General features: G+C 71.7%; 17 protein-coding genes. 6 read left to right on the plus strand and 11 right to left on the minus strand.

All coding sequences use genetic code 11. The features are described from left to right. From ABWK99_RS03550 to ABWK99_RS03570, 5 genes are all read right to left on the minus strand, one after another. Window positions 1-428: hypothetical protein (locus ABWK99_RS03550; RefSeq protein ID WP_372593319.1), on the minus strand; the 428-nt coding region annotated here is incomplete at its 3' end. Further along, entirely contained in the window at window positions 425-1,192 is a 768-nt protein-coding gene (locus ABWK99_RS03555; protein WP_372593320.1) for an SDR family NAD(P)-dependent oxidoreductase, read from the minus strand. The genes ABWK99_RS03555 and ABWK99_RS03550, both read right to left, overlap by 4 nt. A gap of 55 nt (window positions 1,193-1,247) precedes the next feature. Then, complete coding sequence (locus ABWK99_RS03560) at window positions 1,248-2,177, minus strand: carbohydrate ABC transporter permease (RefSeq protein ID WP_372593321.1); 930 nt, start codon at window positions 2,175-2,177, stop codon at window positions 1,248-1,250. Further along, on the minus strand, window positions 2,174-3,136 hold the full coding sequence (locus ABWK99_RS03565; RefSeq protein ID WP_372593322.1) for a carbohydrate ABC transporter permease: 963 nt from the start codon (window positions 3,134-3,136) through the stop codon (window positions 2,174-2,176). Before ABWK99_RS03565 ends, ABWK99_RS03560 begins: the two co-directional genes overlap by 4 nt. 111 nt (window positions 3,137-3,247) lie before the next feature. Next, entirely contained in the window at window positions 3,248-4,552 is a 1,305-nt protein-coding gene (locus ABWK99_RS03570; RefSeq protein ID WP_372593323.1) for an ABC transporter substrate-binding protein, read from the minus strand. Window positions 4,553-4,853: 301 nt separating this feature from the next. On the opposite strand from ABWK99_RS03570, the gene ABWK99_RS03575 reads away from it, so the two are divergent. Both ABWK99_RS03575 and ABWK99_RS03580 read left to right on the plus strand, forming a co-directional pair. Beyond that, complete coding sequence (locus ABWK99_RS03575) at window positions 4,854-5,966, plus strand: LacI family DNA-binding transcriptional regulator (protein WP_372593324.1); 1,113 nt, start codon at window positions 4,854-4,856, stop codon at window positions 5,964-5,966. After that, a complete protein-coding gene (locus tag ABWK99_RS03580; protein ID WP_372593325.1) occupies window positions 5,963-6,994 on the plus strand; it encodes a sugar kinase in 1,032 nt (343 codons plus the stop codon). The genes ABWK99_RS03575 and ABWK99_RS03580 overlap by 4 nt, the downstream gene beginning before the upstream one ends. A 72-nt stretch (window positions 6,995-7,066) precedes the next feature. Here ABWK99_RS03580 and ABWK99_RS03585 read toward each other — a convergent pair whose 3' ends face one another. The 4 genes from ABWK99_RS03585 to ABWK99_RS03600 are packed head-to-tail and all read right to left on the minus strand — an operon-like array spanning window position 7,067 to window position 11,354. Further along, complete coding sequence (locus tag ABWK99_RS03585) at window positions 7,067-7,681, minus strand: pentapeptide repeat-containing protein (RefSeq protein WP_372593326.1); 615 nt, start codon at window positions 7,679-7,681, stop codon at window positions 7,067-7,069. 9 nt (window positions 7,682-7,690) lie between these two features. Then, on the minus strand, window positions 7,691-8,626 hold the full coding sequence (locus ABWK99_RS03590) for a MaoC/PaaZ C-terminal domain-containing protein (RefSeq protein WP_372593327.1): 936 nt from the start codon (window positions 8,624-8,626) through the stop codon (window positions 7,691-7,693). After that, window positions 8,623-9,975, minus strand: coding sequence for a 3-oxoacyl-ACP reductase (locus ABWK99_RS03595; protein WP_372593328.1), 1,353 nt, complete (start codon window positions 9,973-9,975; stop codon window positions 8,623-8,625). Before ABWK99_RS03595 ends, ABWK99_RS03590 begins: the two co-directional genes overlap by 4 nt. Further along, window positions 9,972-11,354 carry an acetyl-CoA C-acetyltransferase gene (locus ABWK99_RS03600; RefSeq protein WP_372593329.1) on the minus strand — a complete coding sequence of 461 codons (1,383 nt, stop codon included), beginning with the start codon at window positions 11,352-11,354 and terminating at the stop codon, window positions 9,972-9,974. The genes ABWK99_RS03595 and ABWK99_RS03600 overlap by 4 nt, the downstream gene beginning before the upstream one ends. Window positions 11,355-11,479: 125 nt before the next feature. On the opposite strand from ABWK99_RS03600, the gene ABWK99_RS03605 reads away from it, so the two are divergent. Both ABWK99_RS03605 and ABWK99_RS03610 read left to right on the plus strand, forming a co-directional pair. Then, window positions 11,480-12,235, plus strand: coding sequence for a TetR/AcrR family transcriptional regulator (locus tag ABWK99_RS03605; RefSeq protein WP_372593330.1), 756 nt, complete (start codon window positions 11,480-11,482; stop codon window positions 12,233-12,235). Continuing rightward, window positions 12,232-14,310 carry an acyl-CoA dehydrogenase gene (locus ABWK99_RS03610; RefSeq protein ID WP_372593331.1) on the plus strand — a complete coding sequence of 693 codons (2,079 nt, stop codon included), beginning with the start codon at window positions 12,232-12,234 and terminating at the stop codon, window positions 14,308-14,310. Before ABWK99_RS03605 ends, ABWK99_RS03610 begins: the two co-directional genes overlap by 4 nt. Window positions 14,311-14,365: 55 nt before the next feature. Here ABWK99_RS03610 and ABWK99_RS03615 read toward each other — a convergent pair whose 3' ends face one another. Further along, on the minus strand, window positions 14,366-15,430 hold the full coding sequence (locus ABWK99_RS03615) for an ATP-dependent DNA ligase (RefSeq protein WP_372593332.1): 1,065 nt from the start codon (window positions 15,428-15,430) through the stop codon (window positions 14,366-14,368). 178 nt (window positions 15,431-15,608) lie between these two features. Here ABWK99_RS03615 and ABWK99_RS03620 point away from each other — a divergent pair, with 178 nt between their 5' ends. After that, complete coding sequence (locus ABWK99_RS03620) at window positions 15,609-17,090, plus strand: AAA family ATPase (protein ID WP_372593333.1); 1,482 nt, start codon at window positions 15,609-15,611, stop codon at window positions 17,088-17,090. A gap of 138 nt (window positions 17,091-17,228) precedes the next feature. On the opposite strand, the gene ppk2 is transcribed toward ABWK99_RS03620, so the two are convergent. Continuing rightward, on the minus strand, window positions 17,229-18,044 hold the full coding sequence (gene ppk2 / locus ABWK99_RS03625) for a polyphosphate kinase 2 (protein ID WP_372593334.1): 816 nt from the start codon (window positions 18,042-18,044) through the stop codon (window positions 17,229-17,231). Between the two features lie 204 nt (window positions 18,045-18,248). Between ppk2 and purL the strand changes: the two genes are divergently transcribed. After that, a partial coding sequence (gene purL, locus ABWK99_RS03630) for a phosphoribosylformylglycinamidine synthase subunit PurL (protein ID WP_372593335.1) occupies window positions 18,249-20,597 on the plus strand: 2,349 nt, incomplete at its 3' end.

A 20,597-nucleotide genomic window follows, 5' to 3' on the forward strand; every position in this document is an offset into this window, starting at 1 on the left:
AGCACGGGCCGGGCCTGCGGGTCGGCCGCGAGGACCTGGGCCGCGTCCGCGATCTGCACGCCCCAGATGGCCTCGGTCAGGGCCTGCGAGAACAGCTTGCCCTTGAGCATCCACTCCTCGGCCCGCTCGCTCGCGCCGCCCGCGGCCACCTCGGCGTAGTACGCGGAGAAGTCCGCGAGGATCGCCAGGGCGCGGTCGCGGTCGGCGGGCGCGCCCTCGGCGCGGTACCGCCGGGCCAGGAGCCTGGCCTCCCGCGCACGGGCCTGGTGCTCCAGGACCACCCAGGCGCCGGCCTGCGCCTCACCCGTGAGGGTGCAGCCGTACCGGCAGGGGTAGCTGTCGCCGTGCGCGGGATCGAGCTCGACCCCGTGGGTGGGGCACACGTAGTCGTGCCACCACCCACCGCGGGCCTCCAGGATGGTGCTCACCGGAAGTTGAGCCCTCCGTTGATGTCGATGACCTGACCGGTGACGTACGAGGCCAGGTCCGACGCGAGGAACAGGGCGACGTTCGCGACGTCGTCGACCGTCCCGGCGCGCTTCAACGGGATGCCGGCGATGATCGCCTCCTGCACCTCGGGCGCCGTGAAGGTGTTGTGGAACGAGGTGGCGCCGATGAAGCCAGGAGCCATCGCGTTCACGGTGACGCCGTCGCCGGCGAGCTCCTTGGCCAGACCGCGGACCAGGCCGACCACAGCGGCCTTGGCGGCGGCGTAGGCCACCGATCCGGCACCCCCACCGTTCTCCGCGGCGAGCGAGGACATGAAGACCACGCGTCCGGCCGGGGACTTCGCCAGGTACGGGATCGCGGCCCGCGAGACGTAGAAGCCGGTCGAGGCGTTGACGTCCATCACCCGGGCCCAGTGCTCGTCGGTCATCTCGGCGATCGTCGCCCTGCCGACCATGTGGCCGGCGTTGTTGACGACGATGTCGAGCCCGCCGAGGGCCTGGGCCGCCTCGGTGACGACGGCCGTCGCCGCCTCGGAGTCCATCAGGTCGGCGTCGAGGGCGACCGCGGTGCGGCCGAGCGCCGTGAGCTCGGAGACGACCTCGAGGGCGCCGTCCTTGCTGTCCGCGTAGTAGAGGACGGCGACATCGGCACCGGCGGCCCCGAGGGTCCTGGCGATGGCGGCGCCGATCCCGGCGCCACCTCCGGTCACGAGGGCGCGGCGTCCTGTCAGGTCGATCTGCATGGGTCAGTCCTTCTTTCGGTGGTCCGTGAACGGGGTCTGAGGGGATCGGGCGGGGTTACTTGATGCCCGCGTTGGCGAAGCCCTGGACGAAGTACCTCTGGGCGAAGAGGAAGAGGATCACCATCGGCACGGTGGCCAAGGTCGTCCCTGCCATGAGGAAGTTCCAGGACGTCGAGTCGAGCTGTCTGAACACCGCCAGCCCGACCTGGATCACGCGGAGGTGGTCGCTCGTCGTGACGAGGAGTGGCCACAGGAAGTTGTTCCAGGACTCCTGGAACGTGAGCAGGCCGACGGTCGCGAGGGCCGGCTTCATCAACGGCGTGTAGATCTGCGCGTAGATCCGGAACTCACCGAGACCGTCGAGGCGCGCAGCCTCGGCGAGCTCCTCCGGGAGGGACGTGTAGAACTGCCGGAAGAGGAAGACGGACGAGGCGGTCAGACCACCGGGGATGATCAGGGCCCACCAGCTGTTCAGCCAGCCCGAGCCGCCCTGGCCGAAGATGTCGTTCCCGCCGAACAGCGGCATGAACTTCACCAGGAGGAACTGCGGGACGATCTTGGTGTAGGTGGGGATCATGAGCATCGCGAGGAAGCCCATGAAGATGGCCTCACGCCCCCGGAAGGGCAGGCGGGCCAGCGCGTAGCCGGCCATGGAGCCGAGCAGCAGGGTGATGCTGGTGTGGCCGACGGCGATGAAGAAGCTGTTCTTGAAGTAGGTCAGGAACGGAGCGGCCTTCATGGCCTCGGGGTAGTTGGACCACTCCCACACCTGCGGAAGGAAGTTCGGGGTGGCCAGGGCGAGCTCGGCGGGGCTCTTGAGGGAGGTGAGGATCATCCAGACGAACGGCATGACCATCAGCACCGAGCCGAGGATCAGGACGACGTTGAGGATCACCCTCCCGACCACGGGAGTCTTGGACCGGGGCTTGGTGCGGAGCGTCCTCGACGTGCTCGGCACCGGGACGGTAGCGGTCGCGGCGCTCATGCTTCATCGCCCTTCGTCATGCGTCGGCTGATGACGGTCATCACCAGGAGGACGGCGAACAGGAATACGGACTGGGCGCTGGCGAGGCCCATCTTGAAGTTCTGGAACGCGGACCGGTAGACCTCGTAGGTCATCATCGTGGTGGCGTTCGCGGGGCCACCGTCGGTCAGGACGTAGACCTGGTCGAAGACCTGGAAGGCGCCGATGATCGAGATGACGAAGACGAAGAAGGTCGCGGGCTTGAGCATCGGCAGCGTGATCGACCAGAACTTGCGGGCGGTCGAGGCGCCGTCGATCGACGCGGCCTCGTACAGGGCCTCGTCGACGTTCTGCAGCGCGGCGATGTAGATGAGCATCTTCATGCCGATTCCCTGCCAGACACCCACGAGGCTCACGGCCCACAGTGCGGTGTCGGAGGACTCGAGCCAGGCGTGCGTGGGAAGGCCGAAGAAGGACATCGCGGCGTTGAGCAGGCCCTGCTGGGGGTTGTAGATCCACAGCCAGACCATCGCGATGGCGACGGTCGCGGTGACCTGCGGGAGGAAGAACGCCGCGCGGTACCAGTTCTGGGCCCGGAGCTTCTGGTTGAGGGCCACGGCGATCACGACGGCGATCGCCATCGAGACCGGGACGGTCCAGAACGTGTAGACGACGGTGTTCCAGGTCGCCTTGCGGAAGACCGGGTCGTTCCAGACGGTCACGTAGTTCTCGAACCCGATCCACTTCGGCGGGTTGAACACGTTGTAGTCGGTCAGGCTCAGGCCGAAGGTGGCGACGACGGGCAGCGCCACCCAGATGCCGAGCCAGAGGACGGCCGGGATCACCATGAGCCAGCCGGCCCGACGGAGCTTGCGGTTGGCCTTCGACGGACGGCGCTTGGGTGTGCTCGCCTTCTTCGTCCGGTCGAGCCAGGCTCCCGCGGCCGGTGGCCGGACGGGGGCTGTCAGTGAATCGGTCATCCTTCTCACGTCCTCGTGGGGTGGGGCAAGGGGGGTGGTGGTCGGGGCGGCCTACGGGACGTGCCTGCAGGCACCGGCCCCGACCGCCACCACTGGGGAGTCGGGCGGCGATCAGCCCATCGCCGCCGCGGAGGTCGCTGCGAGCTCGTCGAGGGCCTCCTGGGCCGTCTTCTCGCCGAGGAGCGCGGACTCGATCGCCGGCTTGAAGTTGCCCCGGATCTCGAGCCACTGGGCGGGGCCACCCTCGTGCTTGGCGACGTCGAGGTTCTCCATCGCGAACTGGACGAGCGTGTTGCTCGTGACGTAGTCGCTGGTGAGCAGCTCGTCCAGCGCGGGGATGTTGCCGCGCTGCTCGTTGGCTGCCAGGGCCGGGCCGGCGCTGGTGAGGAACTCCAGGAGGGCCTGAGCCGCCTCGGGGCTGTTGGACTTGCTGGACATCGTGGCCAGCGTGCCGCCGAAGAACATGCTCGGCTCGTCGCCGGGGATCAGGAAGGGCTGGAGGTTCTCCAGGACGGTCGGGTCGGCCTCCTGGGCCTGGGTCCACAGGTTGTTGTGCGCGAGGCCCATGGCGGCGCGCCCGTTGATCAGCGGGTTCACGACGACGTCCGTCGAGGACCAGCCGGTGTCCTCGACCTTGTCGACGTTGATCAGGTCGCTCATGAGCTGGAGGGCCTCGACCCCGGCCTCGGAGTTGAAGGCCGGCTCGGTGACGTCCTCGTTGAAGAGCGTGCCGCCCTGGGAGAAGAGGAACGTCTCGAAGACCTGGCGGGAGTCGTTGGACTGCAGGTCGAACCCGGCGCGGGTCATGTTGCCGCTGGCGTCGCGCTCGGTCAGCGCGATCGCCATCTCACGCAGCTCCTCGACGGTCGAGGGCGGGGCGTCGTAGCCGGCCTCGGCGAGGAGGTCCATCCGGGCGACCCCGAACCGGGCGTCGAGCATGATCGGCACGGCGTAGACGCTGCCGTCGTACACGCCGGCGTCGACGACCTTGGGGTTGTGGGTGGCGGAGAGCTCCTCCGCGGTCAGGCCCAGGCTGCCGAGGTCGGCGAGCACGCCGTTCTCGGCGAAGTTCTCGATCCAGCCGACGCCCATGAGCATGACGTCGGGGACCAGTCCCGAGGCGATGGCCGTGGTGAGCTTCTCGTTGAGCTTGGAGTACGTCGTGTAGTCGACGGTCACCGTCACGTCCGGGTACTGCTCGTAGAACTCCGGGAGGAGCGTGCCCTCGAGGAGCTCCTTGCCGGTCGACCCCTCGAAGATCGGGGTCAGCAGCGAGACGGTTCCGCTGACGGTGCCGTCGCCGGCCGAGCCGGTGTCGGTGCCGGTGTCGCCCGAGCCGCAGGCGGCGAGGGTCGTGGCGAGCGCGGTCGCCGCGACGATCGCGGCAGCCTTCCTGGTTGAGGTACGCAGCTTCATGTCGATCCGCTCTTCCTGAGAGGTGTCAAGAGGGGTGTCGACGCGGTTTCGGAGTCCGACGCCGTCGTCGTGGTTCCTTGCTCTCGGTCGGGGGAGCATCCTTGCTTCCGCCCGTCCGGTGTAACGATAAACCAGAGACTAGACACAGTCTCGGCGCGTGGTCAAGCGTCTCTGTGACCCGGATTCTCGGCCCTGTGCGCCTGCGACGGGGATCGTGACCGCTTCGTTACTGTAACGTTGCACTCAAACCACACCGGCGCGTACAGTCGGCCTCGGCCCGAGCAAAGGAGCGCGTGAAGCCATGGGTACCGTCACCATCCAGCAGGTCGCCGCGGAGGCGCACGTCTCGCCGACCACGGTCTCGAACTACCTGACGGGCCGGTCCGAGCGCATGCAGCCGGAGACGCGTGACCGCGTCAGGGCCGCGATCGACCGCCTGGGGTACCGGCCGAACAGGGCCGCGCGCGCCCTGCGCACGGGGAAGACCCACTCGATCGGCCTCGTCGTCCCGTCCGTCGCGAACCCCTTCTGGGGGACCTTCGCCAACGAGCTCGAGCGGGCGTCGATCGCCGCGGGCTACAGCGTGCTCCTGGGCAACACCGAACGGGACGCCGCCCGCGAGCTGCGCTACGTCGAGGACCTGTGGGACGCGGGCGTCCGCTCCATCGTCCTGGGTACGTCCTTGCCGAGCCTCGAGCACCTGCAGCCCTTCCTGGACCGGGGCCTGCGGCTGATCACCTTCGACCGGCCCGTCCAGCCCACCGACCCGCCATCGGTGATGAGCGTGAGCGTCGACAACAGCGTCGGCGGCTACCTGGGCGCTGCGCACCTGCTCGGTCTGGGGCACACCCGGGTGAGCTTCGTCGCCGGTGCGATGCAGTCCCTCAACAGGACCGCCAGGTACCGCGGCTTCTGCTCGGCGCTCACCGAGGCAGGGCTCGACCCGGCCGAGCAGGCGCAGTGGTCGGGGACCGACGCCGTCCCCGCAGGGGCAGCGGAGGCGGCGGAGATCGGACGTGAGGCGATCACGGCGATGCTCGCCGGGCCGCGGCCGCCGACAGCGGTCATGGCGATCAACGACATGACGGCCCTCGGCGTGTGCAGCGGGATCCGGGCGCTCGGGCTCTCCATCGGGGCGGACGTCTCCGTGGTGGGCTTCGACGACATCGTCCTGGCGACGCTCTGCGACCCGCCGCTGACGACAGTGCGTCAGCCGCTTCCCGACCTGGCACGGCTCGCCCTGCGCGAGGCGGTCGGGGACGACGACGACGCCGCCACGCGGGGCGGGTCCGTCCTGCTGCGACCCGAGCTCGTCGTGCGCGGGTCGACAGGACCCGTACCGGAGGTGGCGATCGGCCGGCGTTCCGGCCCCGCGACCCGCGTGGTCGCCGGCGACCCGCGGCTCGTGTCATGAGCGCCGACGGCGGGCGCGAGGAGTCCTCGGCCCACGGGGTCTCGCGCCTCGCGCCGGCCGCCGAGCGCTCCGGCGGCCTCGACGCCGTGACCTTCGGCGAGGTCATGGCCATGTTCATCGCCGAGGAGGCCGGCCCGCTCGAACGGGTCTCCGGCTGGACGCTCGCCCTCGCCGGGGCCGAGACGAACGTGGCGATCGGGCTCGCCCGGCTCGGTCACCGGGTCGGCTGGGTCGGACGGGTGGGGGACGATCCCTTCGGGCGCTACGCCCTCGCCGAGCTCACCGCGGGTGGCGTCGACACCTCGATGATCGAGGTCGACCCCTCGGCCCGCACCGGTTTCGCGCTCAAGAGCCGGGCGGACGGCGGCGATCCCCAGGTCGTCTACTACCGCAAGGACTCGGCCGGCTCCCGGTTGCAGGCCACCCCTCGTTCCGACGCCTTCCTCGCCTCCGCGGGGCACCTTCACCTGACGGGGATCCCGCTCGCCCTCTCGGAGCACACCAGGGCCTTCGCCTTCCGTGCCATCGACATCGCGCGGGAGGTGGGGGCGACGGTCTCGTTCGACCCCAACCTGCGGCCCGCCCTCTGGGCCGACCGCGAGGAGATGGTCGAGGTGATCAGGGCCTGTGCCGCGCGCGCCGACTGGATCCTGCCCGGCCTGTCCGAGGCGACCGTGCTCACCGGCCTGACCGGTGCGCAGGACGTCGCGTCCTACTACCTCGACCAGGGTGCCTCGATGGTGGTCATCAAGGACGGCGGACGCGGTGCGACCCTGCACACCCGGGACGGGTCCTGGGCGCACGGAGTGTTCCCGGTCACCGTCGTCGACACCGTGGGTGCGGGGGACGGCTTCGCCACCGGCGTGATCAGCGCGATGCTCGACGGACGCCCGCCCGCGGAGGTCCTCGAACGGGGCGCAGCGGTGGGGGCCTTCGCCGTGACGAGCTCCGGGGACAAGGACGGTCTGCCCGACCGCGCCCAGCTCGAGGCGTTCCTCGCCGCGTCGCGGACGCCGTCGGCCGGCTGACCCGAACCCGCCGGCCGAGCGTGTCCCGGAGGGCTCGGCGACGAGCCCCTGGCAGGGGCGACCGATGCGGGCTCAGCCCACCGTGAGCCCGAGGTGCGCGGCGAGCACCGGAGCCAGCTCGAGGAGCTGCTGCTCGCTGATCCGCGCGCCCTTCAGCCCGGCAGGCCCGTCGATCCGCGCCAGCTCGGCGCCACGGAGGTCGACCTCCGTGAGCGAGGCGCCCTGGACGTCGAGGCGGTGCACCCGGCAGTCCTCCAGGACGAGCTGCGCGACCCGGGCCGTCGCGAGGTCGAGGTCACCGATGCTCACACCCACGAGCCGGACGGACTCCAGTCGCGCCCCGCGGAGGTTGAGGTAGTCGAGCTTCCCGCCCGTGATCGTCACCCGGGTGAGCACGGCCCCGTGCGCCTGGACGGCGCCGAGCCGGCAGTCGCTCACGGTGACGTCGCGCAGGTGGGTGTCGGGGGCGTGGAGCGTCCCGGCGCGGCAGGCGGCGAACCGGGTGTCGACGACGTGCGCACGGTCCAGGCGGAGCCCTTCGAGGTCGGCGCCCTCGACCACGCAGTCGAGGAGCCGTGCGTCCTGCATGTGCCCCTCGACGAGGTCGTCACCGGTGAAGGACAGGAGCTCGTAGTCGCCCTCGGGTTCGAGCACTCCGTCGAACGGCTCGAGTCCCGGCGAGGTCATGACCGCACCCTAGCTCCGGGGCTCGACCCGCACCGTGAGGTTCCTCTTCCCGCTCCTGGCCGACCATCCCTCGACGGTGAAGCCGCGCTCGTCGCGGGTGATCGCCGTCTGCACGGAGCCCGGCAGGAGCACCGGGCTCGCGAACCGGACGGCCCAGGTGAACGCTCCGCCTCGCAGTGCGCCGACGTCGGCCAGCCCGCGCGCAGCCGTGTGCATCCCGTGCGCGATCGTCCGGGGGAAGCCGAACATCCGTGCGCCGAGCCTGGAGGAGTGGATCGGGTTGCGGTCCCCGGACACGGCAGCGTAGAGCCGCGCGTCATGGGGGGAGAGGCGCCACTGCCCGGTCGGCGTCGGCGGTGTCCACTCGGGCTTCGGCTCGCGCTCCGGCCGCTCGGCTCCGGCGATCCGCGCCCCACCCGCGAGGTACGTCGAGACCCCGTGCCAGACGACCTCCGGGCCGACGGTCACGTCGACGACGAGGTCGACGCTCACTCCTGCCCGGTGCGGCACGAGCCGTTCGGCGTGCACGACCACGTCCAGCTCCTCACCGAGGAGGATCGGGCGGCGCTGCTCGACGCGGTTGGCCAGGTGCACCATGCCGAGCAGGGGGAGCGGGAAGTCCTCGCGTACCATGAGCGCCGTCGCCACGGGGAAGGCCATGACGTGCACGAAGCCGGCGGGCAGCACGTCCGTCCCCGGCTCGCCGACGAGGTGCTGGTAGGCGGTCAACCGGTCGGCGTCGGCCCGGACCTCGCGCACGACGAGGTGGGTGGCGGGAAGGCCCGCCGGGTCGACGGTCGTCCGCCTGCTCGCTGCGGACCTTGCCGCGCCGGCGACCCCGCGCGCGTACAGCCCGCCGAGGCCGGGCACGGTGGCGAGCTCGACGGTGTCGACGTCCTCCAGGTCGGGGTGCTGCGACCAGGTCTCGGCCGCGTCGGCGCTCATGCCCCGACCATGTTCTGCCCGCAGACCCGCAGCACCTGGCCGTTGACCCCGCCTGCCTGCGGGGAGGCGAGGAAGGCGATCGCCTCGGCGACGTCCTGCGGCTGCCCGCCCTGCTGCAGGGAGTTGAACCGCCGGGCGATCTCCCGCGTCGCGAACGGGATGCGCGCCGTCATGTCCGTCTCGATGAACCCGGGCGCCACGGCGTTGATCGTCCCGCCCGCGGCGGCGAGCGCCCCAGCGGAGGCACGCACCATGCCGATGACGCCCGCCTTGGACGCCCCGTAGTTCGTCTGACCGCGGTTGCCGGCGATCCCGCTGGTCGAGGCGAGGCAGACGATGCGCGGGGCCGTGCCGAGGGCGCCGGAGGCGAGCACCTGATCGGTGATCCGCAGCGGGGCGGTGACGTTGACTGCGAGCACCGGGTCCCACTGCTTCGGCGTCATGTTGGCCAGCAGCTTGTCGCGCAGCACGCCCGCGTTGTGCACGAGCAGGTCGAGCCTGCCGTGCCGCGACGCGACGTGCGCGAGGATCCGTGCTGCCGCGTCGTCCGCGGTGATGTCGAGCTGCAGGGCCGAGCCGCGCACCTCGTTGGCGACGGCGGCGAGCGCCTCCCCCGAAGCGGGCACGTCGACGACGACGACCGAGGCTCCGTCGCGCGCGAGCGTGCGGGCGATCGCCGCACCGATCCCGCGGGCGGCACCCGTGACGACCGCGACCTGCCCGTCGAGCGGTCGGTCCCAGTCGGCAGGGATGGTCCCGCCGTCGCTCGTGACGGTGAGCAGCTGACCGTCGACGAAGGCCGAGCGGGCCGAGAGCAGGAAGCGCAGCGTCCCGGCGACGGAGGGCGCGTCGAGCCCGACCCCCTCGCCCAGGACGATCCCGTTCCCGGTCGCCCCGCCGCGCAGCTCCTTGGCGAGCGAGCGCAGCATCCCGTCGACGCCCTGCCGGGCAGCGGCGAGCGTCGCGGACAGCCCGGGCTCGGTGGCGGTCCGCGAGACGGTGACGACCCGCCCGCCGGGTGCGAGCGCGCGCAGCGAGCCACCGAGGGCCAGCAGCGGCTCACGCAGCCGCGAGGGGGCGCTCAGCTCGGTCAGCACGAGGACGACGGCGCCGAACCCGTCGTCCTTCGACGCGTGCCGGTGCACGTCGAGGTCCCAGCCGAGCATGGTCTCGGCGAGCACGTCGGCGGCGTCGGAGGAGTCGTCGTCGTGCAGGACGAGCACCCGGCCGGGGACCAGGGGGTCACCCTCCCGGAAACGGCGCAGCACGGCGGGGCGCGGAAGTCCGAGTCGCTTGGCCAGCGTCCTGGTGAACCCGCTGTTGACGAGGTCGAGATAGGTGTCGGTCACACTGCCTCCAGGATCGCGACGACGCCCTGCCCACCGGCAGCGCAGACGGAGATGAGGCCGCGGCTTCCGGAGCCGCGCGCGGCGAGGGCCTTGGCGAGGGTGGCGACGATCCGCCCGCCCGTCGCGGCGAAGGGGTGGCCGGCGGCGAGCGAGGAGCCGTGCACGTTGAGCTTCGTGCGGTCGACGGTGCCCAGCGGCCCGTCGAGCCCGAGGCGCTCGCGGCAGAACTCCTCGTCCTGCCAGGCGGCGAGGGTGGCGAGCACGGTGCCGGCGAAGGCCTCGTGGATCTCGACGAGGTCGAGGTCGTCGAGGGTCATGCCCTGCCGGGCGAGCAGCCGCGGGACGGCGAAGACCGGAGCCATGAGCAGGCCGTCGGTGCCCCGGACGAAGTCGACGGCAGCAGCCTCGGCGTCGACCACCCGCGCGAGGGCCGGGAGCCCACGCTCCTGCGCCCAGGCGCGATCGGCGAGCAGGACGGTCGACGCGCCGTCGGTCAGCGGGGTGGAGTTGCCGGCCGTCATCGTCGCGGGGGTGTCCAGCCGCTTGCCGAAGACGGGCGGGAGCGAGCCGAGCTTCTCCATGGAGGTGTCGGCGCGCAGGTTCGCGTCCGTGGCCAGCCCGCGGAAGGGCGTGATCAGGTCGTCGAAGAAGCCGGCCTCGTAGGCGGCGGCGAGGTTCTGGTGACTGGCGAGCGCGAGCTCGTCCTGAGCCTCGCGGCTGATGCCCCACTGAGCGGTGGTGATCGCCTGGTGCTCGCCCATCGACAGTCCGGTGCGCGGCTCGGCCGTACTCGGGGCGTCCGGGCTCAGGTGCCCCGGCCGGATCCTGGAGATCGCGGCGAGCTTGTGCTGAACGGTGCGGGCCCGGTTGAGCGCGAGCAGGGCGCGCCGCAGGGGCTCGCTCACGACGATCGGTGCGTCCGATGCGGAGTCCACCCCGCCGGCGATCGCACTGTCGATCTGCCCGAGGCGGATCTTGTTGCTCAGCGAGACGACCGTCTCCATGCCCGTCGCGCAGGCCATCTGCACGTCGTAGGCGGGGGTCGTGGCGTCGAGCGAGGAGCCGAGCACGGCCTCGCGGGTGAGGTTGAAGTCCTTCGAGTGCTTGAGGACGGCGCCGGCCGCCACCTCGCCGATCCGCTCACCGGCCAGGCCGTACCGCGCGATCAGGCCCTCCAGGGCCGCCGTGAGCATGTCGGCGTTGCTCGAATGCGTGTACCTGCCGCCGCTGCGAGCGAAGGGGATGCGGTTGCCCCCGACGATGACGGCATCGCGCAGCGTGCTGGTCGGCTCGGCATCGCGCAGCGTGCTGGTCGGCTCCGCATCGCGCAGCGGGCCGGAGCCGCCGCTGCCCTCGGGGGTGGTGGACGGGTGTGTCATGGAGAGTCCTCTCGCGTCGTTGCGGTGCGACCTCGGCGGGCGCAGCCCCGGGACCTGTGTCCCCTGTGCCGGGATCTGCGTCGTGATAATGCCTGACACCCACAGTACCTGATACCGTCGGTTTCGTGAGTGACAGCACTCCGGCAACGACGCCGGATCTCGCGGGCGACGGACGCTCCACCCGGTGGGACGACCACCGGGCCCAGCGCCGCGCCGAGCTGGTGCGCGCCGCCCGCCGTGCCGTGCACCGCACCGGTCCCGACATCTCCATGGAGGAGATCGCGACGACGGCCGGCACCTCGAAGTCGATCGTCTACCGCTACTTCGTCGACAAGACCGGGCTCCAGGCCGCCGTCGGCCAGGCCGTCGTCGAGCAGATGCACTCCGCGCTGGACGAGGCCTCGAGGGCCGCCGTCACCCCGCGCGAGGGCCTGCGCTCGATGATCGCGATCTACCTCGAGATGGTCGCGGCCTCGCCCCACGTCTACTGGTTCGTCACTCGACCGGTCAGCGAGGACGCCTCCGCCCCGGTGGGTCACTTCCTCGAGTCGGTCGCGACGGTCGTCGCCCGGCCGTTCGCCCGGGTGATCAGCGACCGCGAGCCCCTGGTCGACGTCTGGGCAGCCGGCGCCGTCGGCTTCGTGCGCGGCATGGGCGAGTGGTGGCTGACGCACCGCGACGACGACGACGCCCCGAGCCTCGACGACCTCGTCGAACGCACGACCGCCTGGCTCTGGACGGGGCCGGTCAGTGCCCTCGCCCGCAGCCGGACCGATGCCGGCCTGCCCGAGAGCCCGCAGCTCGTGCCGTCCCCGCCGTCGCCCACCACGCTCCCGTCCAGCACCCCGTTTGCACCTCACCCACCCGAGGAGCCCTCATGACCGCCACGACCAGCCCACGTCCGGCCACCTCGATCGGCGACCCGCACGTCGACGTGCCCGCCCTGGAGTCCGTGCTGCTGGGGCGCTGGGGCGAGATCCGCCGCCAGGCTCGCGCCCTGCTGACGGACCAGCGGCTGCACCGCGTCGAGGGGTTGTCGATGGCGGAGCACCGGGAACGGGTCCTGGACCAGATGCGCATCCTGGCGACCGAGGGCGACGTGCTGCGCGCCTTCCCTGCCGTCCTCGGTGGGGCGGACGACCACGGCGGCTCGATCGCCCGGTTCGAGGAGCTGATCGTCGGTGACCCGTCCCTGCAGATCAAGGCGGGTGTCCAGTGGGGGCTCTTCGCCTCGGCGATCCTGCACCTGGGCACCGCCGACCACCACGCGCGACTTCTTCCCGGAGCGATGAGCATCGAGGTCCCCGGTGCCTTCGCGATGACCGAGACCGGCCACGGCTCGGACGTCGCCAGCATCGGCACGACGGCGACCTACGACCCGGCGACGCAGGAGTTCGTGCTGCACACCCCCTTCCGTGGCGCGTGGAAGGACTACCTCGGCAACGCTGCCCTGCACGGCACCGCCGCCGTCGTCTTCGCACGCCTGATCACCGCCCCTCCGGGAGGTCGCGCCGTCGACCACGGCGTGCACGCCTTCTACGTCCCGCTGCGCGATCCGCAGACCCACGCGTTCCTGCCAGGCATCGGCGGAGAGGACGACGGGCTCAAGGGCGGGCTCAACGGCATCGACAACGGTCGTCTGCACTTCGACCACGTGCGCGTCCCGCGCGCCGACCTGCTCGACCGGTACGGCGCGGTCGCGCCGGACGGCACCTACTCCTCGCCGATCGCCAGCCCCGGCCGCCGCTTCTTCACGATGCTCGGCACGCTCGTCCAAGGGCGGGTCTCGCTCGACGGGGCATCGGTCAACGTCAGCAAGGTCGCGCTCATCACCGCCATCACCTACGGGAACGAGCGGCGCCAGTTCACCGGTGCCTCGGACACCGAGGAGGTGGTGCTCCTCGACCGGCAGGAGCACCAGCGCCGGCTCCTCCCGCTGCTCGCCCAGACCTACGCCCAGGCCTTCGCCCACGAGCGTCTCCTGGAGACCTTCGACGGAGTGTTCTCCGGTGTCAGCGACACCGACGAGGACCGTCAGGACCTCGAGACGATCGCCGCCGCCCTCAAGCCGGCGTCGACCTGGCACGCCCTGGACACGCTCCAGGCGGCGCGCGAGGCCTGCGGCGGCGCCGGGTACCTCACCGAGAACCGGCTCACCTCGCTGCGCGCGGACATGGACGTCTTCGTGACCTTCGAGGGCGACAACACCGTGCTGCTCCAGCTCGTCGCCAAGCGCCTGCTGACGGACTTCTCCCGGGAGTTCGCCGACGCCGACGCCGGGGACCTCGCCAGGATCGTGGCGGGACGAGCCGTGGACGCGGCGCTGCACCGCACCCCCCTGCTGCGCGTGGTGCAGACGCTCGCCGATGTGGGCGACGCGCGCCGCTCGGCCGGTCAGGTGCGGTCGACCGAGTCCCAGCGTGAGCTGCTCTCCGGCCGCGTCGAGACGATGGTCTCCGAGGTCGCCACCGCGCTGCGGCCGGCGACGAAGGCGAGCAAGGAACGCGCGGCCGTCCTCTTCGACCGGCACCAGCACGAGCTCATCGAGGCCGCGCGCGCCCATGCCGACCTGCTCCAGTGGGAAGCCTTCACCGCCGGCCTGGAGAAGATCGAGGACCCGGGCACCCGTCAGGTGCTCATCTGGCTGCGCGACCTCTTCGGTCTCATCCTCATCGAGCGCAACCTCGCCTGGTACCTCATCCACGGTCGGCTCTCGGCCGGCAGGGCGCGGACGGTGACCTCCTACATCTACCGGCTGCTCGACCACCTGCGCCCGCACGCCAAGGACCTCGTCGCCGCGTTCGGCTACGGACCCGAGCACGTGCGGGCCGCGATCGCCACGGGCGCGGAGGCCGAGCGGCAGGACGAGGCCCGCGAGTACGCGCGCCGGCTCCGTGCGAGCGGCGATGCGCCGGCGCCCGAGAAGCAGGCCACGGCCCCGAAGCAGCGGAGCTGAGCAGGACGGCCCGATCGCTCCGCCCCCGCAGGGGGGCGGCGGAGCGGTCGCCGGCTCAGCCGCCCAGGACCTCTGCCAGGTCGAAGCGGACGGGACGGTCGAGCTGGGCGTAGGTGCAGGACTCCGGCTCGCGGTCCGGCCGCCACCGCTGGAACTGGGTGGTGTGCCGGAAGCGGGGACCCTCCATGTGGTCGTACCTCACCTCGACGACGCGCTCGGGGCGCAGCGGGACGAAGCCGAGGTCCTTGCCCGTGTTCCATCGGCTCGTCTCTCCCTCGCGCGGGGTGCGCGTCCCCGCCGACTGCGCCGCGACCGTCCACGGGTGCTCCGGGTCGTCGGTCACCAGCGGCGCGAGCTCGGCGAACAGCTCCCTGCGGCGAGCCATCGGGAAGGAGCTCGCGACCCCGACGGAGGCGAGGGTCCCGGAGTCGTCGTACAGGCCCAGGAGCAGGGAGCCGACGGCGTCGTCCGTCCCCTTGTGCACGCGGTAGCCGGCGACCACGCAGTCGGCGGTGCGCATGTGCTTGATCTTCGTCATCACGCGCTTGCCCGGCTGGTACGGCTGGTCCGGGCGCTTGGCGACGAGCCCGTCGAGCCCGGCGCCCTCGAAGACCTCGAACCAGCGGGTGGCCTCCTCGAGGTCCGCCGTCGCGCGGGTCAGGTGCACACCGGACCCCGGGCCGGGGAGCATCGCCTCGAGCAGGGACCGACGCTCGCCGAAGGGACGTGAGGTCAGGTCCTCGTCTCCGAGGGCCAGCAGGTCGAAGACGACGAGCCGTGCGGGCGTCTGCTCCGCGAGGAGCCGCACCCGGGAGTCCGCGGGGTGGATCCTGGCGAGCAGCGCCTCGAAGTCGAGCCCAGCGCCGTCGGCCGAGGCGACGACGATCTCGCCGTCGACGACGCAGCGCTCGGGCAGCTCGGCCAGGACGGCGGCGACCACCTCGGGGAAGTACCGGGTGATGGGCTTGCTGCTGCGGCTGCCGATCTCGACCTCGTCGCCGTCGCGGAAGACGATCGCCCGGAAACCGTCCCACTTGGGCTCGTAGAGCCGGCCCGGCGGGATGTCCGGCGCGGCCGAGGCCAGCATCGGCGAGACGGGCGGCATCACCGGCAGGTCCATCGGCCCAGTGTGTCCGCGGCCACCGTTCATGGCCACCCCGGGGGCGACGGTGAGCTCCTGCGTCGACGTCTCCGGCGGGTGCCGCGGCGGCGTCCATCGATCCTGCGCACCCCGGCGCGGGGATCGCGATCGGCCCGCAGTGCCCTCGGTAGGGTGCGGGAGTGCGAACGGAGACCCGATGCCGGCGTTGACCTCGGTCGGGGACCTCGCTGCCCTCCTCGCCTCACGGGTGCCGCTCGTGGTCCTCGAGACGCGCGACGAGGGCCGTGCCCTGGCTCTGCTCACGGCCGCGACGCGCCAGGCGGCAGGGGCGATGCCCGTGTTCCGGTGGACGATCACGGACGGCCTCGCGCGCGCCGATGTCGACCTCGGCACCTCCCAGCAGTTCAACTCTGCGCCCGTCGACGTGCTGCGCACGATCCGCGCCACCGACCTGGCCGGTGTGTACGTCCTGGTGGACTTCCATCCGTTCCTCGACGACCCGGTGCACGTCCGGCTCCTCAAGGACATCGGCCAGGCGTACGCGCACGTGCCGCGCACCGTCGTGCTGCTCAGCCACCAGGTCGACCTGCCGCGGGAGCTCGAGCACCTCTCGGCGCGGGCGACGATCGCGGTACCCGGCCGGGAGGAGCGTGCCAGGGCGGTGGACGCTGCCGTCGCGGAGCGGTCCCGGACACAGCTGCCGCCCCTCGTCGACCCCCGCGCACGGGACCTGCTGGTGGAGAACCTGGGCGGGCTCTCCCTCGGCGAGGTCGAGCGACTCGCGCGTGGAGCCGTCGCCGACGGTGCGCTGGTGGTCAGCGACCTCCCCGCGGTGATGGCGGCCAAGTACGCCGTGCTGCACCGGTCGGGGGTGCTGGAGTACGAGCACGACGTCCCCGAGGCTGCTGACCTCGGCGGGATGGGGCGGCTCGTGCAGTGGCTCGAGCGCCGCCGCCCTGCCTTCGACGGCAGCGCACCAGGGCTCGAGCCGCCGCGTGGGCTGCTGCTCGTCGGGGTCCAGGGCTGCGGCAAGTCGATGGCGGCCAAGGTCGCCGCAGGGGTCTTCGGGGTGCCGTTGCTGAGGCTCGACCTCGCGGCCGTGCACAACAAGTACGTCGGCGAGTCCGAGCGGATCCTGCGCGAGACCCTGGCGACCGCCGACGTCCTGGCGCCGTGCGTCCTGTGGGTCGACGAGGTCGAGAAGGCGCTCGCCGACGACGAGTCCGGTGCGGCCCGACGCGTGCTCGGGACATTGTTGACATGGCTCGCCGAGCGTCGCTCGCGGGCCTTCGTCGTGGCGACGGCCAACGACGTCTCCGCACTTCCGCCCGAGCTGGTCCGCAAGGGCCGCTTCGACGAGATGTTCTTCGTCGACCTCCCCGATGCGTCCGCCAGGGCCCACATCCTGCGGGTGCACGCCGCCCGCCGCGGGCTCGCGCTCTCGGACGCCGACCTGGCCTCGCTCGTGCCCGCGAGCGAGGGCTACAGCGGGGCGGAGATCGAGCACTCGATCGTCTCGGCCCTGTACGTCGCCCACGACGACGGCAGCGGGCAGGTCGACGCGGCGCACGTGCTCGGAGAGCTGCGCGCGACCCGGCCGTTGTCGGTCGTCATGGCCGAGCGGATCGCGGGCCTGCGGCACTGGGCCGCGGGGCGCACGGTGCCGGCAGCCGACTGATCCGACTGAGCCGACCGATCTGACGGAGCAGACCGATCCGACGGGGCAGGCTGATCCGACGGAGCCGACCGATCCGACCGATCCGACGGTGACCTGGCAGCGCCGCGGCCGGCAGGCGAGGGCCCGCGGGCCCGGCGCTCACAGCAGCGTCGACGCGTGGTCCGGGACGTAGCGCTGGGAGTCGCGCGGCGGGCGGATGTAGCCGGAGGACTCGGGGCGGGCCGGGAGCTCGATCGGGTCTCGACGCACCTCGCGGTAGTCGATGCTCCGCACGAGGTGGTTGATCATGTTCAGTCGGGACCGGCGCTTGTTGTCGTCGTCCACGACCCACCAAGGAGCCTCGGGGATGTCGGTGTGCACGAGCATCTGGTCCTTGGCCCGCGAGTAGTCCTCCCAGCGCGTGATCGAGTCCAGGTCCATCGGCGAGAGCTTCCACTGCCGCATAGGGTCGTCCATCCGGGACCGGAAGCGCGCCTCCTGCTCGGCGTCGGAGACCGAGAACCAGTACTTGCGCAGGATGATCCCGTCCTCCACGAGCATCCGCTCGAAGATCGGGCACTGATGCAGGAAGCGGTGGTACTCGTCGGAGGTGCAGAAGCCCATCACCCGCTCGACCCCTGCGCGGTTGTACCAGGAGCGGTCGAAGAGCACGATCTCGCCCGCGGCCGGCAGGTGCTCGACGTAGCGCTGGAAGTACCACTGGGTGCGCTCGCGTTCCTGGGGTGCGGGCAGGGCCACGATCCGCGCGACGCGCGGGTTGAGGTACTGGGTGACGCGCTTGATCGTGCTGCCCTTGCCCGCGGCGTCCCTGCCCTCGAAGATCACCACGACGCGCTTGCCCTCGGCCCGGACCCACTCCTGGAGGTCGACGAGCTCGGCCTGAAGGCGGAAGAGCTCCTCCTCGTAGACCTTCTTGGGGAAGCGCTTGTTCCGGGTGACGTCGGTGTCGGCCATGTCTCGCAGCGTAGGCCGCGGGGCGGGCGCGCGGCGGGCTTCGGGCCGATCCGCTCCCCTGGCGCGCGACGGTTCGGCGCGCCGTGCGAGCGGGTCGCCGACGACGTCGACGACTGACCACCGGTCGTCCGCGCGGCCGGGGATCCTCGCGCGGGTAGCCTGAGCACGACAGTGCACCTGCGAGGTTGGGGACGACCGCGACCGATGAGCACCCCTGAGCAGTCCACCGAGCACCTGCCCGACACCGTCGAGCACGCCGCCGCCTCCCCCGAGGTCGAGCTGCCGTGGGCCGAGCTCGGCCTCAAGCCCGACGAGTACCAGCGCATCGTCGACCTGCTCGGGCGCCGGCCGACGGCCGCCGAGCTCGCCATGTACTCCGTCATGTGGTCGGAGCACTGCTCCTACAAGTCGTCCAAGGTGCACCTCGCCCAGTTCGGCACGAAGGTCAGCCCGGCGATGAAGGAGCACCTGCTCGTCGGCATCGGCGAGAACGCGGGCGTCGTCGACATCGGTGACGGCTGGGCGGTGACCTTCAAGGTCGAGAGCCACAACCACCCGAGCTTCGTCGAGCCCTACCAGGGCGCGGCCACCGGCGTCGGCGGGATCGTCCGCGACATCATCTCGATGGGTGCCCGCCCGGTCGCCGTGATGGACCAGCTGCGTTTCGGCGCCGTCGACCACCCCGACACCGCTCGCGTCGTGCACGGCGTCGTCGCGGGCGTCGGCGGCTACGGCAACTCCCTCGGTCTGCCGAACATCGGCGGAGAGCTGGTCTTCGACCCCAGCTACCAGGGCAACCCGCTGGTCAACGCGCTGTGCGTCGGGGTGCTGCGGCACGAGGACATCCACCTCGCCAACGCCTCGGGCGTCGGCAACAAGGTGGTGCTCTTCGGCGCGCGCACCGGCGGCGACGGCATCGGCGGCGCATCGATCCTCGCGAGCGAGACCTTCGACGAGACCAAGCCCTCCAAGCGCCCGAGCGTGCAGGTCGGCGACCCCTTCATGGAGAAGGTGCTCATCGAGTGCTGCCTCGAGCTCTACGCGGCGCGCGTGGTCGAGGGCATCCAGGACCTCGGAGCAGCCGGCATCTCCTGCGCGACCTCCGAGCTCGCCTCCAACGGCGACGGTGGCATGCACGTCGACCTGGAGAAGGTCCTGCTGCGCGACCCGACCCTGACCGCGGGCGAGATCCTCATGTCGGAGTCGCAGGAGCGGATGATGGCCGTCGTCGCTCCCGAGAAGCTCGACGAGTTCCTCGCCATCACAGGCAAGTGGGACGTGGAGACCGCCGTCATCGGTGAGGTCACCGGTACCGGTCGCCTGACGATCGACCACTTCGGCCACCGGATCGTCGACGTGGAGCCCCGCTCGGTCGCGCACGACGGCCCCACCTACCACCGGCCGTACGCCCGTCCCTCCTGGCAGGACGGCCTGCAGGCGGACACCGTCTCGGGGGCCGAGGGCGCGGCGCGCTACCCGCGCCCCGAGACGGGCGAGGAGCTGGGGGCGACCCTCCTGCGCCTGATCGCGTCCCCGAACCTCGCGAGCAAGGCGTGGGTCACCGACCAGTACGACCGCTTCGTCCAGGGCAACACCGCGCTGGCGCAGCCCGACGACGGCGGCGTGATCCGCGTCGACGAGGAGACCGGCCTCGGTGTCGCCCTCGCCACGGACGCGAACGGCCGCTACGCCAAGCTCGACCCCTATGCAGGTGCCCAGCTCGCGCTCGCGGAGGCGTACCGCAACGTCGCCACCGTCGGCGCCCGCCCGATGGCCGTGACCGACTGCCTCAACTTCGGCTCCCCCGAGGACCCGGACTCGATGTGGCAGCTCGTCCAGGCCATCGAGGGCCTCGCGGACGCCTGCCTGACCCTGGGCATCCCGGTCACCGGCGGCAACGTCTCGCTCTACAACGGCACGGGGGAGCCGGGAACGATCGACTCCTCCATCCACCCGACCCCGGTGGTCGGTGTCCTCGGTGTGCTCGACGACGTCGCCCGGGTCACCCCCTCCGGGTGGCGTGCGCCGGGCCAGGCCGTCTACCTGCTCGGCCGCACCACGGGTGAGCTCGACGGCTCGGCCTGGGCCGATGTCGTGCACTCCCAGCTCGGCGGGCTTCCCCCTGCGGTCGACCTCGCGGCGGAGCGGACGCTCGCCGCGATCCTCGTCAACGCCTCGCGCGACGGCCTGGTCGACGCCGCCCACGACCTCTCCGAGGGCGGACTGGCCATCGGCCTCGCCGAGGCGTGCCTGCGCTACGGCACCGGCGCGCGCATCTGGCTCGACGAGCTGTGCGAGCGCGACGGTGTCACCCCGTTCGAGGCCCTGTTCGCGGAGTCCACCGCACGGGCGGTCGTCGCCGTCCCCCGCACCGAGGAGGTGCGGTTCATCGACATGTGCACCGCTCGCGGGTTCCCGGCGCTGCGCATCGGGGTGACCGATGACAGCGGTGCCGGCGACCTCCACGACGGCGGTGCGGCGACCGGCGCGCATGTGGCGGACGCTGCCACCCTGCACGTGCAGGGTCAGTTCTCCGTCCCGGTCTCCGAGCTC

The organism is Actinotalea sp. (assembly GCF_041597215.1).
In the GTDB taxonomy this organism is placed as follows: Bacteria; Actinomycetota; Actinomycetes; order Actinomycetales; family Cellulomonadaceae; genus Actinotalea.